At 40.9% G+C, this 15,493-nt stretch carries 16 protein-coding genes, 1 pseudogene and 1 riboswitch; of the genes and pseudogenes, 3 read left to right on the forward strand and 14 right to left on the reverse strand.

Going from position 1 to position 15,493, the window contains the following annotated elements; all coding sequences use genetic code 11:
- Position 1: 1 nt before the first annotated feature.
- Positions 2-1,291: a Na+/H+ antiporter NhaC family protein gene (locus SB24_RS06970; RefSeq protein ID WP_039252571.1), complete on the reverse strand. Its 1,290-nt coding sequence runs from the start codon at positions 1,289-1,291 to the stop codon at positions 2-4.
- 223 nt (positions 1,292-1,514) lie between these two features.
- A complete protein-coding gene (locus tag SB24_RS06975; RefSeq protein WP_007409338.1) occupies positions 1,515-1,919 on the reverse strand; it encodes a MerR family transcriptional regulator in 405 nt (134 codons plus the stop codon).
- A gap of 159 nt (positions 1,920-2,078) precedes the next feature.
- On the opposite strand from SB24_RS06975, the gene SB24_RS06980 reads away from it, so the two are divergent.
- Positions 2,079-3,128: an NAD(P)-dependent alcohol dehydrogenase gene (locus tag SB24_RS06980; RefSeq protein WP_039252575.1), complete on the forward strand. Its 1,050-nt coding sequence runs from the start codon at positions 2,079-2,081 to the stop codon at positions 3,126-3,128.
- 58 nt (positions 3,129-3,186) lie between these two features.
- On the opposite strand, the gene SB24_RS06985 is transcribed toward SB24_RS06980, so the two are convergent.
- The 10 genes from SB24_RS06985 to SB24_RS07030 all read right to left on the reverse strand — a co-directional run bounded on the left by SB24_RS06985 (position 3,187) and on the right by SB24_RS07030 (position 11,747).
- Positions 3,187-4,149: an arsenic resistance protein gene (locus SB24_RS06985; RefSeq protein WP_039252578.1), complete on the reverse strand. Its 963-nt coding sequence runs from the start codon at positions 4,147-4,149 to the stop codon at positions 3,187-3,189.
- A gap of 190 nt (positions 4,150-4,339) precedes the next feature.
- On the reverse strand, positions 4,340-5,578 hold the full coding sequence (locus SB24_RS06990; protein ID WP_015416907.1) for an HAD-IIA family hydrolase: 1,239 nt from the start codon (positions 5,576-5,578) through the stop codon (positions 4,340-4,342).
- 8 nt (positions 5,579-5,586) lie between these two features.
- A complete protein-coding gene (gene thiD, locus SB24_RS06995) occupies positions 5,587-6,405 on the reverse strand; it encodes a bifunctional hydroxymethylpyrimidine kinase/phosphomethylpyrimidine kinase (RefSeq protein WP_014417014.1) in 819 nt (272 codons plus the stop codon).
- 14 nt (positions 6,406-6,419) lie between these two features.
- A complete protein-coding gene (locus SB24_RS07000) occupies positions 6,420-7,178 on the reverse strand; it encodes a class I SAM-dependent methyltransferase (RefSeq protein WP_039252583.1) in 759 nt (252 codons plus the stop codon).
- A complete protein-coding gene (locus tag SB24_RS07005; RefSeq protein WP_015416905.1) occupies positions 7,175-8,185 on the reverse strand; it encodes a thymidylate synthase in 1,011 nt (336 codons plus the stop codon). Before SB24_RS07005 ends, SB24_RS07000 begins: the two co-directional genes overlap by 4 nt.
- Positions 8,182-8,646: a TIR domain-containing protein gene (locus tag SB24_RS07010; RefSeq protein ID WP_015416904.1), complete on the reverse strand. Its 465-nt coding sequence runs from the start codon at positions 8,644-8,646 to the stop codon at positions 8,182-8,184. The genes SB24_RS07005 and SB24_RS07010 overlap by 4 nt, the downstream gene beginning before the upstream one ends.
- Positions 8,647-8,723: 77 nt before the next feature.
- Positions 8,724-8,827, reverse strand: a riboswitch (TPP riboswitch).
- Between the two features lie 87 nt (positions 8,828-8,914).
- The gene (locus SB24_RS07015; protein WP_031378624.1) at positions 8,915-9,295 is read right to left on the reverse strand and encodes a hypothetical protein; all 381 of its coding nucleotides are present in this window, start codon (positions 9,293-9,295) and stop codon (positions 8,915-8,917) included.
- Positions 9,296-9,404: 109 nt separating this feature from the next.
- Positions 9,405-10,454: a Cfr family 23S rRNA (adenine(2503)-C(8))-methyltransferase gene (locus SB24_RS07020; RefSeq protein WP_039252586.1), complete on the reverse strand. Its 1,050-nt coding sequence runs from the start codon at positions 10,452-10,454 to the stop codon at positions 9,405-9,407.
- 151 nt (positions 10,455-10,605) lie between these two features.
- On the reverse strand, positions 10,606-10,809 hold the full coding sequence (locus SB24_RS07025) for a hypothetical protein (protein ID WP_007409550.1): 204 nt from the start codon (positions 10,807-10,809) through the stop codon (positions 10,606-10,608).
- Positions 10,810-10,952: 143 nt separating this feature from the next.
- Positions 10,953-11,747: a dihydrodipicolinate synthase family protein gene (locus tag SB24_RS07030; protein WP_039252588.1), complete on the reverse strand. Its 795-nt coding sequence runs from the start codon at positions 11,745-11,747 to the stop codon at positions 10,953-10,955.
- Between the two features lie 305 nt (positions 11,748-12,052).
- On the opposite strand from SB24_RS07030, the gene SB24_RS07035 reads away from it, so the two are divergent.
- Positions 12,053-12,688: a hypothetical protein gene (locus SB24_RS07035; RefSeq protein ID WP_039252591.1), complete on the forward strand. Its 636-nt coding sequence runs from the start codon at positions 12,053-12,055 to the stop codon at positions 12,686-12,688.
- A 98-nt stretch (positions 12,689-12,786) separates the two neighbouring features.
- Here the strand turns inward: SB24_RS07035 and SB24_RS07040 are convergent, their stop codons facing one another.
- Together SB24_RS07040 and SB24_RS07045 are read right to left on the reverse strand one after the other, a co-directional pair.
- Positions 12,787-13,824 (reverse strand): flavin-containing monooxygenase, encoded by a 1,038-nt coding sequence (locus SB24_RS07040; RefSeq protein ID WP_039252592.1) that lies wholly within the window; start codon positions 13,822-13,824, stop codon positions 12,787-12,789.
- 63 nt (positions 13,825-13,887) lie between these two features.
- On the reverse strand, positions 13,888-14,826 hold the full coding sequence (locus tag SB24_RS07045; RefSeq protein WP_039252595.1) for a cation diffusion facilitator family transporter: 939 nt from the start codon (positions 14,824-14,826) through the stop codon (positions 13,888-13,890).
- A 192-nt stretch (positions 14,827-15,018) separates the two neighbouring features.
- On the opposite strand from SB24_RS07045, the pseudogene SB24_RS20355 reads away from it, so the two are divergent.
- Positions 15,019-15,440: pseudogene (locus SB24_RS20355) on the forward strand (VOC family protein).
- The last annotated feature ends 53 nt before the right edge of the window (positions 15,441-15,493 follow it).

A 15,493-nucleotide genomic window follows, 5' to 3' on the forward strand; every position in this document is an offset into this window, starting at 1 on the left:
TTCATTTCGTATTTCTTGTGAATTTCGGCAGTCCAAATATGATGGCGGCGATGCCGCAGATTCCGATTAAAACGGGATAGAAAGAGTATGGCAGGATGCTGACGGGTGAAATATTCCCGAATTTTCCGGCTGATAACAGCTGCGCGCCGTAAGGAATCAATCCTTGAATCATGCACGAAAAGATATCCAGAATACTTGCCGATTTTCTGTTGTCGATGTTGAATTTATCAGCGATATTCTTTGCAATCGGCCCGGCTGCGATAATCGAGATCGTATTATTGGCCGCAGCCAGATTCGTCACGCTGACCAGTCCGGCAATGCCGGCTTCGGCGCCTTTTTTCGAACGGATTCGTTTCGTGATGAACTCCAGTAAAAAGTCGATCCCGCCGTTTTGTTTCATCACGCCGACCATCCCGCCGATCAGCATGGACAGGATGATCAGATCGCTCATTCCGGCAATTCCCTCCGTAATCGCCTTAAAATAAGAATCAAACGTAAGGCTGCCGCACGCTAACCCTATGATTCCCGTCAAAATCAATCCGCCGAATATGACAGCCATCACATTAATACCGATTAACGCAAAAACCAACACGGCGATATAAGGAAGCACCTTAATCCAGCTGTAAGATGCAGTTCCCGTATGGACGGCGTGGCCTGCCGGAATAAAAAATAAGATAATAACAGTCACAATGGCAGCGGGCAAAACAATCAGAAAGTTCGTTTTGAATTTATCCCTCATTTGTGTTTTTTGCGTCCGGACTGCCGCGATGGTCGTATCGGAAATAAAAGAAAGATTATCTCCGAACATAGCTCCGCCGACCACAGCCGCAATCGGAATCGCGGCGGAGATGCCAAGCTCGCCGCTCAAACCCGCGCTGATCGGCGCAACCGCCGCAATCGTGCCCATTGATGTTCCCATCGATATAGAAATAAAACAAGCAATGATAAACAGCCCCGGCAGCAAAAACTGCTGCGGAATAACGCTCAAAGCAAGATTGACAGTTGAATGCACCGCTCCCATCGCTTCAGCCGCTGAAGCAAAGGCACCTGCCAATATAAAAATCATAACCATAATGATAATATCAGGATGTCCCGCACCGGAAGCGAACCATTCTATTTTTTGATTGAGCGATTTCTTCCGGTTAAATAACAGCGCAAAAGCTGACGCAATGATCGCGGCAATCAAGATCGGCAATTTATAAAAATCTCCGGTCACCAGACCAGAGCCGACAAAAAGCCCTACGAATAAGACTAAAGGCAATAACGCCCAAGGGTTCTTTTTATTGTTCATCTGGGTAAACCACCTCTTTTCAGCATTAAAGTCGCTAATCACAGTCTAAGCAACATTTCACACTTTAAAAGTCTGCAGTAAAAAAGTCAAGCTGAAAAAAGGATAAGTAATGATTGATAAGATAGAAAAGGCTGTTTTGTTTCCACTCTTTAGAAAATAAAAAAACCAAGGCTCGTTTCCCTTGGTACATTTCATGCGGCCCCGCGTCCGGGACACCTTCTCTTCATTCAGAAATACATTCAGCTTTCAATCTGTTTTTAAGTTTCGCTTCATTTTCAAGGATATCTTCGTAATCCTCAATCTTCCTGTTTAATCGTTTTATGGTTTCATCAATTTCCCTCTGTTTCTCCGTCAGCCTTTTCCTTTCATTTATCAGGATGTTTTTTCGGGGTTCGATTGTATGATCGGCTCCTTCAATAAATAAAGCGGTATATTCAATCAGCGCCTCAATCGACAGCCCGGCACTTCTCATGCATTTTATAAATTGAATCCAATTCACATCATCTTCGTCATAATCGCGGATGCCGCTTTCATCGCGTTTTACCGGAGGAATCAGTCCTATACTTTCATAATACCTAAGCGTTGCGGCTGATAACTCAACCTGCTTTGCAGCCTGCGCAATCTTCATATTTTTACCACCCGTCCTTCATACCTTTCATAAGCGTGCCATTATAGAATATCATTTCATAAAAAAATAAACCAAACTCCTTGACTTAAAGTCCGCTTTAACATTTAAAGTAAAATCGAACAGAGGATTCATCACTTTATCTTGGAAAGGAAGATAACCATGTGCAATAATCATCCGACTCGTGTATTAAGCGCTCCGCATGCAAAAGCTAAATTTGAGCGGACAACGATTGAGAGAAGAGCATTACGGCCGCACGATATCCTGATTGATATTAAGTACAGCGGGATTTGTCACTCAGACATCCACAGTGCATTCGATGAATGGGGCGGCGGAATCTTTCCGATGGTTCCCGGACACGAAATTGCCGGAGTTGTGGAAGCCGTGGGTGAAGAAGTCACCACATTTGCCGTCGGCGACCGTGTGGGTGTCGGCTGTTTTGTAGACTCCTGCGGGGAATGTGAATACTGCCTGAACGGAGACGAACAATATTGCACAAAAGGCGTTGTTCAGACTTATAATAACCTGGACTACGACGGAAACCCTACGTACGGCGGCTACAGCCAAAAAATAGTTGTCACTGACAGATTCGTTGTCCGGATTCCGGATCAGCTGGATTTGGCTGCTGCCAGCCCGCTATTGTGCGCGGGCATTACCACCTATTCTCCGCTGAAACACTGGAATGCCGGCCCCGGCAAAAAAGTGGCGATTGTCGGAATGGGCGGGCTCGGACATTTAGCCGTTCAATTCGCGCACGCTTTAGGCGCAGAGGTCACCGTCCTCAGCCGCTCAATGAACAAAAAAGACGAAGCGCTTGAATTTGGAGCCGATCATTACTTTGCAACAAGCGATCCGGATACATTTACTGAGCTGGCCGGACGATTTGATCTTATTTTAAATACAGTATCCGCGAACCTTGACGTAGATGCCTACTTATCCCTGCTTCGCATTGACGGTACATTGGTAAATGTGGGAGCGCCCGCTAAGCCGGACTCATACAGTGTGTTCTCCTTAATCACGGGCCGCCGCAGCATTGCGGGTTCACTCGTCGGCGGTATTCCGCAGACTCAGGAGATGCTTGATTTCGCCGCCGAGCACGGCATTGCTCCTAAAATTGAAGTGATACCGGCCAATCAAGTTGATGAAGCGTACGAACGGGTTCTCCAAAGCGATGTCCGCTACCGTTTCGTCATTGATATTTCAACTTTATAATCGACATAAAAAACATACCAATATTTGTTGGTATGTTTTTTTCAGTTCAAATTATTTTTTATTTCAGCAGCCAACCGGGCACCGCTTTTATATAAACCAATTCGCCTATCAATTCAACAATCGTCTGTGTGACGATTACAGCGGCGGCTAATGAGGCCCAAGCATCCGGCAAAGCCAGCGCTAACGGAAGGACTGCGAGAGAATTTCTTGTGCCCGTGCTGAAGATCAATGCTCTTCCTTCACCTGTATCCAGACGGAACGCATATGCGATAAGCCGGGAGACAAACGGCATAATGAGCAGGAATAACAGATAGATCGGAATCACACATATAATGATGTCAGCATCACTGATGACCTTTCCGATTTGTGTGGCGACTACCGCCAGTAAGACCAGAGCCATAAAAGGAACAGGCAGCCACGCCGTCCATTCCAGCACCTTTTCTCCCGCCAGCTTCTTATCAGCCCATAATTGAGTCATCACCGCCGCCAGCAGCGGCACTGCTATTAACAATAAGAATGCTTCCAGAAACGGTTCCGCATGAACAGCCCCTATCACTTCTTTCCCGATAAACAGCCACAGGTATAACGGAAGCAATACCATCTGAACGGCGAACAAAACCGGCGTGGAAGCCAGTATTAATCTCTCATTTCCTTTGCCGAGCTGAGTAAAGACGATGACGTAATCAATACAAGGTGTAAGCAATACCAAACAAACCCCTAATAATATAGGAGGAGATTGAGGAAAAATGGCGGTTAACACCCATACAACGACAGGTACAGCTAAGAAATTACCGATCAATAAAGCCGCCATAAACTTGAGGTTTGACATGGCTTCCTTCAGCTTCAAGAATGGGATTTGGGCAAACATGGCATACATGAGAACAGCGATAAGCGGTGATATCGTCCATCCCCAGAGAAGTCCTGAATCTTTCCCGGCGATCCCCGCTATTCCGCCGATTACAAGAGTCACACCATATATCCAAATTTGCTGATTTTCTAATGTCTCTCTGGTTATTTTCATTGGCTGACACCTCTTCTCCGCCCATTATACCTTCTTTTCTGCCGCTCTTGCATTATGGTTCTGCCGGAATTAAAAAACACCAAGGGTCTGTGACACTTGGTGTTTTTTGGAACGCGGCCGAGAAAAACGGGTTGAAAACCGTTAATCGTTTGTAAATAACCCCCAAAAAGTATTTTTGACATACTGTTCCTTATCGAATAAAAGCATTCTCTTTCATTTCCAAAGCATCATCCAGCCATCTCGGGTGCATCGGCAAGAGATGTTCAGGTAATTCATGGATATCAAAATATCTGATTTCCATGGCTTCCTCAGTGGACTTTTTCAAAGTGCCGCCGATGACGTCACATTGAAAACAATTGGTAATAAAATGGCTGACTCTGCCGTCAGGGTATATAAAGGTTTGTGAACTCGGATCAGAATAAACGCCTATCATTTTAGAGACTTTCACCACTAATCCAGTTTCCTCTTCTATTTCTCTTATAATTGCTTGTTCAACTGTTTCACCAGGTTCCACATGTCCTGAAGGAATGCCCCATAAACCATTATCAGCACGCTTCATTAATAAAACGGAACTTGATTCTTTAATTATAATTCCAGCGACTCCGGCTTTCACTTGTTCTGTCCATTGGAAATCCGGTTTTTTCCGTACTTCTGCCTTTATTTCATTATCGAACAAGTCTTTCAGATCGCGGATCACAACATCCGGATTTCTAAAATCATGTTTTGCAGGAAATAAAGTATTTTGTTCAGAAACTAATACGGAAGTGATGCCTATTTGGTTTGCTCCGACAATATCTGTTTCAGGCGTATCCCCAATCATAACGCATCTCTCTTTATCTTCAAAAGACTCGAGTACTTTTTCAAATATTGAAGACGCCGGTTTTCCAATTATAATCGGCTCTTTAGCAGCTGCTGTTTTAACAGCCGCGACTATAGCGCCTGTCGCGGGAGCTGGTCCGTTAGCGGCAGGAAATGTTTTATCCCCGTTTGCAGCGATAAATGAAGCCCCGCAGCGGATGAGGTTTACTGCCTTATGCACATCCTGAAATGTAATATTTTGATCCCAGCCAATGACAACAGCCTCCGCCTGATCTTCCGTAAGATCAATACCGGCCTTTTGAATTTCACTTTTAAGTTGGTCATTTCCCAATATATATGCCTTCTTTATTCCTTCACTGACAAGGTAATCAGCTGTTGCCCACCCCGCAGTAAACACTTCATCAATACTTGCTGAAATCCCCAGTTTATGAAGGCGTTTCACAATCGTTTCTCTTGTAACACAAGGATCATTCGTTAAAAAGCGAATGGCTTTCTTTTCTTCACGGAGTCGTTTTAAAGAGGCCACAGCTCCTGGTAAAGCTTTATCTCCTATATATATCACTCCGTCTAAATCAAATAAAAATACATCATAATTCTCGGAGATCATCATAACACTCCTTAAGCGGTTGTCTCTTGGTTAATAGTTGAGCGATACGCAAAATGATTTGTAGGGCCTTGTCCTTTCCCGATTCCTAAGGGATGTTTAATGGCTGCTGAAATGAATTCCTTTCCAGTTGCCACTGATTCCGGTATGCTGTGCTGCTTTGCCAGCTCTGCAGTTATCACAGCTGAAAACGTACAGCCTGTTCCATGAGTATGCTTTGTGTCAAAGCGGGGAGAAACAAATTCCTCGAAGTCCTCGTCAAAGTACAAAATATCACGGGCTTCTCCGTTCAGGTGCCCCCCTTTTACGACAGCACTTTTTGCCCCGTATACCTCCACTATTTCTTTCGCCGCATCACGCATCTGCTGTACAGTCTCGATTGATTTGCCGATGATTACTTCCGCTTCCGGAATGTTCGGTGTAATAACAGTTGTTTGGGGTATTAATAATTTCTTCAAATGATCAATGGCGTCCTTATGGAGCAGATGATGTCCGCTTTTAGCAATCATAACCGGATCCATCACATACGATTGAATATTTGCGTCTTTTAACTTTTCTGCCAGCAATTCAATAATTCCTATACTTGCAAGCATACCGGTTTTGACAGCATCCGGTTTTATATCATCCATGACACAGTCTATTTGCTGAGATATATTCTGAAGAGACATCTCCTCAAAACTTTTCACACCAAGTGTATTTTGTGCAACAACTGATGTAATAACTGCCATTCCATATACCTTTTGTTCCTGAAATGTTTTTAAATCCGCGTGAATTCCCGCCCCTCCGGAAGGATCAGTCCCAGCAATCGAAAGCGCTTTATAAATATCCGTCAACTTACACTCCTCCTTCAGGCAGGTTTCACTGCTTTAAAAATGACAAAAGGCGGATATTCCTTTTCACATTTCCAATTATTAAATTGAAACTCTTTCTCTATGGCTTTTACATGCTCTTGGTCAATATCGTTTAACGTTGGTTCTGATAAAGTTACATTTTCAAAACCTGCAAGAGTTAATAGTTTATAATACATTGATTTCGGCCAATGAAAATCATTTAAAATTAAATCTGCTTGTCCGGGAACATGGAGCCATTCATTTCTTTCTTCTCCGTAAGAATATTCTTTCCCCGGTATTCCATTGCGGAAGGTTGAAAATTCAATTCCGGTTGAATCAGGATTCGTATCGAGTATGACAAATGAAGCTCCTGGTTTTAACACACGAAAAATTTCATCTATGATACCTTTGATACGCTGGTCACTATCCGTATTAATAAAAACATAACAGGCCATTGCAGCATCAACTGAGTGATCTGGTAAGAAGGAAAGATTATCGTGTTCAATTAAATGATAGTCCACATGAGGATGTTGTCTTTTTGCCTTTGCTATATCTAACATCTTCCTTGATTCATCGACTGCGATCACATTGCAGCCTATTCTGTCAGCCAGCCTATAAGCTACCTTTCCTGGACCGCATCCGAAATCGAGCACCTTTTTAATCTCCGCTTTATCAAAAGTACGAAAAACAAACTCAAAACCTAACGTTTGTTCTAAAACGTCGTTATAAGCATCGAATTTACCAGCAACACTGTCTTCTTTCCATGAAGTTTTCATTGAATTTCCTCCTTTTGCTCAGTTGAGAAATAATGAAGCCACTTATTCCTGACGAAAAATTGATATACAGGAAGTAAACTTTGAAATAGAGAATGATCCATATCACGTTTATATGCAATATGCTGGTATATACTGAAAAGGAAAAGAATCTGTTTCCAGTAATCAGGTAAATCAAGCATTTCAATATCGTTTTTAGTCATAGAAATTTGATCTTTCCTAAGTAATTCTTCGTACTTTAAGACTGTTTCAATGGACGGCCAGTTATTTCCCTCAGGCATTTTCGGGAATTCAAATTCCGGAATATCATGGTAATTTTCAGCTTCTTCAAGCACCGTTTTCGCCCATTCATGATCTGAATCATAAATATGGATTGATCCCGCATTATGAAAATATTCTCCGACTTCTACACGCAGTTCTCTGGCCATTAATTCCTGCATGAAGGTAAATGAGAAAAGATCACTGATCATCCCGCGAAAAGCATCATTTGCACGCATGACAGAAGACATGTATAATTCGCCTTCCCTCACAAAAAACTGCAAACCGATTGTGCAGGAAACATCTATATTTTCTAAAACGAAGAGTTCCGAAGCATCGAATATTTGAATAAATGCCCTTTTTGAATCAATATCTTCTTGTGTCAAAAGATTTTTTATTCTATTCCATTGATTTAGTTTTGCATTTCCGAATTCAAATATTTTAGGCCCGTACGCAGTGCCTGTTAATGTTTTTTTATTCATTGAATATGAGGGCATTTTTTTATTGTAATAACTGATAAAATCTAAGTCGTTACTCCCCGATAAATACCATAGCACTTCAGCAAAATTAAACACGATATTGGTTTTTCTTGAGGATAAATAAGTAACACGTTCTATTGGATTTTCCAAAGTCAGATGGTAGTTCAATTGTTCTCTGCTTTTTTGTCCGCGCGGTGAATTGAAAAATTCAGGGTTGTGATAGATGTCATACAGCGTTTCCGTATATGCTTCATGAAAAGTTCTCTTTCTCATTGAGATTCCGCCTTATATGCTGCAAAGGTATTTTTAATGTTCTCTATTAAATCATCTGTATCTTTATAGCTGATGTACTCAACATCCGCCACTGCATGTAACCCTTGAATTAAGAAAGCATAATCCTTGTCCTTTTCTAGAAATAGCACGATCTTTTTTTTCAAGGCGGAAGCCCATCCAATTTCTATATGTGTTCCAGGAGAAGCGGGTGATCCGGGAAATGCTGCAAAAAGGTCGCAAGTACTTATTTCATCAAAATCAATTTTAGTGCATTGAAGGGGTGTCATGAAATCTTTCCCCCACCCTTCCCGCTTATGAGCATTATGAACCAGCCATCCTTCATTCTCAAAAAAGGAAATTAATGATTCCAGCTTTCCCCTCTCATACGTACTCATCAATCCAGTTTTCTCATCTACTAAACTTTTAAAAGGCCCTGCCAGAAAAACTTTTTTAGTCGCCACTTCATATCACCCTTTCAAAATAAATAAAGCCACTTTCCTCTATGGAAAGTGGCTTAAATATAGATAAGATAAAGAATCTCTCTAATTTTTCACTTCCCTACGCTGGTATTAACCAAATCAGGTTCAAAGGGTCAGGACGTATTGTCTCTTCTCAGCTATTAAAGCTCCCCTAGTGACTTTTTATAAATATTTACTTTAATTCTATGCTATTCCATATAAATAGTCAAACAATGACTTTCCCTTCAATATTGCAGCTTACCCACTAGTTTTAAAACCTTCCGGCCTCTTTTTTCCTGCCAACGAATAAGGTCACGGCAACACTCGCTGAACTGACCAAAGTCCCCAGTACGGCAGCAAGAATTGTCAAAAAGCCATTGGGAATCAGAAATCCAATCGGAATGAGGCCCGCAAACGTGAGGACGATAAAACATTGATAGACTCCGGATATGATTCTCACAACCAAACTGCCAAAAAAGGACATGACGAATGGCGGAATGAACAAACATAAGATGATTCCGAGTGAGATCAATAAAATCATAGGCTCGTCAAAAGAAATGACACGATCGCCGGGAGACTCTTCAGCAGCCGCGAATACAGCAAATATAGACATCATCAGCGTAAGAAAAACAAGAAAAAACCTTTTCAGCAACGTTATGACTCCTTTTTTTATAAAAACGGGTATCTTTTTTTCAACCACAATAACCATTTTATGTTATCAAATGAAATAATATGAAGTCAAACCGAGTTCTGCACCTGATTTATTGGTTCTTATTTTTTTGATAATTTCCATATAATTGTCCGCAAGCAGCATCTATATCAATGCCAAATTGACTTCTGACGGTCACGTTAATTCCTGCTGACTTTAATTTTTTATAGAAATTTACAACTTGTTTCTCATTTACTTCTTCAAATCTCATAGGTGAACTAACAGTCGGGTTATATCTAATGATGTTTACATGGAACAAGTTCCCTCTCTTATATCTGCTTCTTAAAAGATTTACTACTTCATTCGCATGATCAATAGAATCATTAACTCCCGGCAGCATAATATAAGCAATATAAACTTTTCTTGAGGTCACACGTATATGCTCATCTAATGTGTCCATTACCTCCAATAACGGGTAGCGTTCATTAATCGGCATTAACTTGCTTCGCTGTTCATTAAAAGGAGAATGTAATGAAAACGTCAGGTTGACCTGCGGATAATCCTGAGTGATTTTTTTAATGCCCGGAATAATACCTATGGTCGAAATAGATAACCTGCGAGGGCTTAAAGCAAACAACTCCGGATTTGTAAGCACATGTAAAGCATCAAAAACTTGTACATTCGCTAATGCTTCTCCCATTCCCATAAAAGAAATACTGTCAATTGAATGTCCTTTTAAGTGAAAGTACAAAATTTGGTCAGTCATTTCATCTGACGTTAAATTGCGTTTTAAACCAATATCTCCTGTTGCACAAAATGTACAGCCAAAATGACAGCCGCACTGCGAGGATATACAAAATGACTCCCAACCGGCTTTATATTTCATATTAACCGTTTCTATTTTTTCGTCTCCTGAAATTTCAAATAAGACTTTTGTAACTTGCTCAGAATGCTGCACTTTTAAAGGAGCAATATTTATAATTGACTCTCCGAACTCCTCTATTAACAATTTTCTCAAGGATTTAGGAAGAACCGTTATTTCATTGAAATGATTTATTCTCCCTTGGAATACAGCATTTTTGATTTGATTCATTCTAAAATCAGGAAATTTATTTTGCTTCAGGAACTCTTGGATTCTTATATACTTGTTTTTTTGTTGCATGTTTTCTCATCCTTCCATAATACTCTTGTTTGTTTGAGTAAATAGAAGGGAGTTATCAATCTAACCTTTTTTTAAAATCAGGCACAAAAAAACACCGACACAATTATCGGTGTTACGCTTAAATAACATCATGCACAAATAAACAAGGACATTATGTCATTGGATTATCGTTTATTTGACATAGAGAAAAAGCACCGATAACTGTTTTTGTATGGTGATTTGGCTTAAAAAAGGACAGACTGCTCCCTTTGTCCGCCAAGATGTTTCCAATTTTTGCATTTTTACCATACAAAATTCCATAAATCGTTATCATCGCTTTCACCTCTTTCTTGTCAATATTAGCAATAATCACCATATCATAAGGTTTCCCTTATGTAAAGCTAAACAAATGCTTACGCCCCCGCTAATGACAGTATTATACAACTTGCTTATTAAGCCTAATCCAAGTACAGAAAGCGCGCTGATCACATTTTTCACTTATCCGCGACGGAACATTTCTTATATAATGGGTGACCGGCAGCTGCCTGCTTGAATCCCAATCTTCCTATAGTGATTTTTTATATTCATGACAGTATGATGATTTGTCACTTCAGCAATCAGATCGTTTATTCGATCCAGATTAATCGGTTTATTTTCTGATAAGCTGCTGAAGCTTTCTCTGATTTCTTCAGGATAGACATTTCCGGCCATGCTTGACAGGCCGTTACACCCGTTACTCAGCATCTTCGGAAATTCAACGTCTCCTGCCGCAAACAAAATAAAGTGATCAGGGAACTCTGTTTGTTTATGACGCAGAACGTCTCCTCCTTCTTTCAGCCCCTTTATCCCGGGATGCCGGCTTATTAAGTCTTTAAGCGCTTTCTCACTCAGATTAAAACCGGTCCGGCCGGGGTTATTATAAAGCACAGCCTCTTTAGAGGTATGACTGAGAAGTTCGTCAACGTAATAAACGGCTTGCTGCTGTGTCGGTCTTATATAAGGAGGAAAACCAATCAGTACAGAATCAATATTGGTTTTCTCGATGTGTTTCATCAGTTTGACGGCATCAATGGTTCTTACGGCTGAAACACCGAACATCAGTTCAACATCTTCAAATTTTCGCTGATGAACATACTCAATGATCTGAAGACGCTCATCTATGCTGAGTGAATGCTGTTCACCAGTCGTGCCGCATATGAGTAACGAATGGATACCGCTGTTTTTCAAATGTTCGACAATAGCATCAAATCCTTCTAAATATAAACTTTCATCTTCATGAAAAGGCGTAGGGATAGCAACATTAAAATTTCGCATGAGAATGTCCTCCAAGTACATATTCTTGAATATCTGCAGAGTATCATATAACACTGTCTGACATTTAAAAAGATACAGTTTCAGATAACTTTACATGTCAGATGTAAAGGCCGACACACAAAAAAAGCAGGCAAAGAGAGCCTGCTTCATAGCTTCGGCCTTAACTGTTTTACCCATTGGTTTTGGCGGGCTAAAATATTCAGACTCAACAACATTTGACGGATTCATTTAGGCACATGCCCTTATCAAAAACAATCTGGGTGCATATCCTGCTCCTAAAAGCCATTCATAAAGGGAGTTTAGATATGTATTATTATTATTATCCGTATTATGTATATGATTACAGACAGCAGCCTGATTTAAGTCAGGCAAATCATAAAATGCGAAGCCATTTATCTGCGATTCAACAAATTCCAATACACTCATCCTCCTTTCAACAATCAATGGCTGCGGTAGTGAAACACTTGCAGGCTGTCAGCAGAGCACTCGCTCTGGGATGCGGTATGAGTTCAGAATTCAGATTTCTTCCAGACACTTGGGGATTACGAGAACTTCATACTGTACACGCGAAATATCTTACTCCGTTGAGCTATCACGTTTATTCCGCTTTAGGCGCAGCAGAGCTTCTCGCCGCCGGACAAGGCCGGGCTCCTCATTTTCCTCTTATGGTAGGCTGCATGAATTCAATACTTCGTCTATGGTCAAACTTCCCCGCAGCGATAGCAGACCTGCGAAGAGCAGCCGGTCACCAATACGCGTCATCTGTAGACGAGGCGGAAAATCTCCTAAGACCAATGGTTCCAGCCACACAACAGGCATTATCCATCAGTCAATCTGCAGTGAGTCCGGCTATTTGGCAGGCTTCCTTACGTGCCGCGCAGTTAGCTAGGGAGGTACGTCAGAATGTTGCACAATCAATGAGTCAGGGATCTTCTTATTAATTAAGCCAAAAGATTTTTTCGGCTTTACACAGTCACATAACCGGACTTATTCAACACAAAAAAGAGCAGTAAACACGTAAGTTACTGCTCTCCTCTGTCTATCCGCCGTTCATTTGTTTTACAATGTATTCAGCATCATTTCCTACACCTTGAAGCAGCGCTGAACCTCGCCTATGCTGCCAAGGTAAACCAATAAAATACAATCCTTCCACAGCTGAAACACCCCGGTGATGTATAATTCGGCCTTCCTTATCCAAAACACCTTCTATTTTCATCCAACAAAGCGGATTCTTAAAACCAGTTGCCCAAATGATATTGTTTACTTCTAATGAAGATGAATCTTTAAAAATGATTTCATTTTGCTTTCCGGCTATGACTCTTTGTTTTAAGATGATCTTCTTCTGTCTTATTGCATGTTTTAATTCATACCCAAATATGGGGTCGCCTTTCTTCTGAATGAACTTGCCTAATATGGATGTATGACTTGCATGTAAAACTCCTAATTTATCAAACCACCAAAAGATGCTTCTTTTTCCAATCCATAAAGGGAAATAAACCGATTTATTACTGCAAGCCAAATATGTAACTCTTTCTTTGGATAATTCAACAGCTATCTGAGCCCCGCTATTCCCGCCGCCGACTACCAGTACATTCCCAGGCGCCAGTTGTTTTGAATGTTTATATTGTGAAGAATGTAATTGATGAATATGATCGGCTACATCCCTTGATATTGATGGAATATTAGGGGTATGAAAAGGACCTGCGGCCATCACAAGATTCTTCGTTTGATATTCTTCCCGGTTTGTTTTTATTAAGAAATAGTCCTTTAATTTTTGCACACTTATTACTTCTGTCCGTAATTGGATCGGGATTTCAAATCTTTCAACATAATTTTTCAGATAAGCAGCAATTTCATTTTTTGAAGGGAGTCCATGCTTGTCTCCTTCAAGCTGCATTCCAGGCAAAGAGCTGTACATTCGAGAAGTAAATAAAACCAATGAGTCATACCGGTTGTTCCAGCTTTCTCCCACTTCATGACTTTTATCCAAAATGATAAACTTTTGTTTCGACTTCTTTAGATAATATCCTACTGAGATTCCTGCCTGACCGGCTCCGATTACTATCGTGTCGTACATATGAATCCCCCCTCCGGTTTTATCTTAATTGTCAGCAGACAAAGTGAGTCCCTATTTCCTCCTTTAATGATGATGGTCACGCGGATTCTCAGATTGGGCCTGACAAAGAATCGTATTGTCGTGATTATGCGCTGCTGTTTCCATTTGAATGGTTACATGTGTAATGCCTTTATCTCCAAGTTCATGTTCCATTTTGCGTAAAATACTTTCACTTTCAGAAATGGTCAGTTGATCGTTAACAACTGCGTGGCAGGAAAGAGCATTCAATCCGCTTGTGATAGACCATATGTGTAAATCATGAATGCTTTGAATTCCTTCTGTCTCTTCAATTGTATGAATGATGTCAGTGACATCGATATTTTCCGGAGTTCCTTCCATTAATACGTGAATGGAGTCTTTCGTCACATGATAACCGCTTCTCAGCACAAGAATAGCTACAATGACACTGGCCACTGGATCTGCCCAGCTCCACCCGAAGAAGATGATAAGGATCGCAGCCAGTATGGCACCTACAGATCCGAGCATGTCACTTATCACATGTAAGTAAGCCCCTCTTATGTTCAGGTTATTCTTTGTATCTCCGCCGTTCAGCATAATCCAAGCGACCAATATATTCACAGCTAACCCGATGATACTAATCGTCAGCATGCCGGTTGTTGCTACCTCCGGCGGATGAGAGAAACGTTTGATTGCTTCATAAATGATATAAAGGGAAATCAATATTAATGCAACACCGTTTATCACAGCTGCGAGAATCTCAAATCGTTTGTAGCCGAATGTCTTATGATGACTTGCCTTTTTTTCGGCCAATTTAAAAGCAATCAGAGCAACCATTAATGAGATCGAGTCACTCAGCATATGGCCTGCATCTGACAAAAGCGCTAAACTATTGGTTACAAATCCGCCTATCGCTTCTATTATCATATAACCTGTAATCATGATAAAAGAGATCAATAAAACCTTCTTATTGGCTCCGCCAGCGTGATTGTGATTGTGCCCCATAAAAATCTCCTCCTTATCTCATACACTGCATTTATTATTTCTTTTCTGTTATGAAGCATTCTAACATGGACAAAAAAATAACCTTATATGATTATGTGCTCATATATGAATATATAGGTTCTTTACTGAAATGTCAAAATCTTTTCAATGAAAATGTCCAATACTTTATATTGCTCTTGATCAATGATTGCTATGAAGCCGCGGATTACAGTAATTACTTTAGGCGCAGACAATTTAGAAAAATCGCTTCACTTCTATCGGGATGGCTTGGGTCTGCCTACAGAGGGAATAGCCGGTACAGAATTTGAACATGGCGCAGCTGCCTTTTTTGACTTACAAACAGGACTGAAACTTGCCATTTGGAACCGCAAAGACATCGCACATGAAACAAACGTTACGTTAACTGCGCCAAGCCCTGCAGAATTTACATGAGGACATAATGTTGGCAGTAAAGCTGAAGCCGATAAAGTCATGGAACAGGCAAAACAGGCAGGAGCAACGATAACTGATCCCGCTCATGATACTTTTTGGGGCGGATACTCCGGTCACTTCCAAGACCCGACGGGCACCTATGGGAAATCGTTTGGAATCCGCACTGGGATGCAATTGAATAACCAAATTTAGCAACGATAAAAACACACCTGAATGTTCTGGTGTGTTTGAGATA

The sequence above is a fragment of the Bacillus sp. Pc3 genome (assembly GCF_000815145.1).
Taxonomy (GTDB): domain Bacteria; phylum Bacillota; class Bacilli; order Bacillales; family Bacillaceae; genus Bacillus; species Bacillus velezensis.

Bases quoted from the DNA above. Each gene is read 5' to 3' on its own strand.
- SB24_RS06980 (WP_039252575.1), top strand. From the start codon at position 2,079: ATGTGCAATAATCATCCGACTCGTGTATTAAGCGCTCCGCATGCAAAA.
- SB24_RS06990 (WP_015416907.1), bottom strand. From the start codon at position 5,578: ATGATGATCTCCGAGAATTATGATGTATTTTTATTTGATTTAGACGGA.
- SB24_RS07030 (WP_039252588.1), bottom strand. From the start codon at position 11,747: ATGCGAAATTTTAATGTTGCTATCCCTACGCCTTTTCATGAAGATGAA.
- SB24_RS07035 (WP_039252591.1), top strand. From the start codon at position 12,053: ATGTATTATTATTATTATCCGTATTATGTATATGATTACAGACAGCAG.
- SB24_RS07005 (WP_015416905.1), bottom strand. From the start codon at position 8,185: ATGAGAAAGAGAACTTTTCATGAAGCATATACGGAAACGCTGTATGAC.
- SB24_RS07040 (WP_039252592.1), bottom strand. From the start codon at position 13,824: ATGTACGACACGATAGTAATCGGAGCCGGTCAGGCAGGAATCTCAGTA.
- SB24_RS06970 (WP_039252571.1), bottom strand. From the start codon at position 1,291: ATGAACAATAAAAAGAACCCTTGGGCGTTATTGCCTTTAGTCTTATTC.
- SB24_RS07045 (WP_039252595.1), bottom strand. From the start codon at position 14,826: ATGGGGCACAATCACAATCACGCTGGCGGAGCCAATAAGAAGGTTTTA.
- SB24_RS06975 (WP_007409338.1), bottom strand. From the start codon at position 1,919: ATGAAGATTGCGCAGGCTGCAAAGCAGGTTGAGTTATCAGCCGCAACG.
- SB24_RS06985 (WP_039252578.1), bottom strand. From the start codon at position 4,149: ATGAAAATAACCAGAGAGACATTAGAAAATCAGCAAATTTGGATATAT.
- SB24_RS07020 (WP_039252586.1), bottom strand. From the start codon at position 10,454: ATGCAACAAAAAAACAAGTATATAAGAATCCAAGAGTTCCTGAAGCAA.
- SB24_RS07000 (WP_039252583.1), bottom strand. From the start codon at position 7,178: ATGAAAACTTCATGGAAAGAAGACAGTGTTGCTGGTAAATTCGATGCT.
- SB24_RS07025 (WP_007409550.1), bottom strand. From the start codon at position 10,809: ATGGTGATTATTGCTAATATTGACAAGAAAGAGGTGAAAGCGATGATA.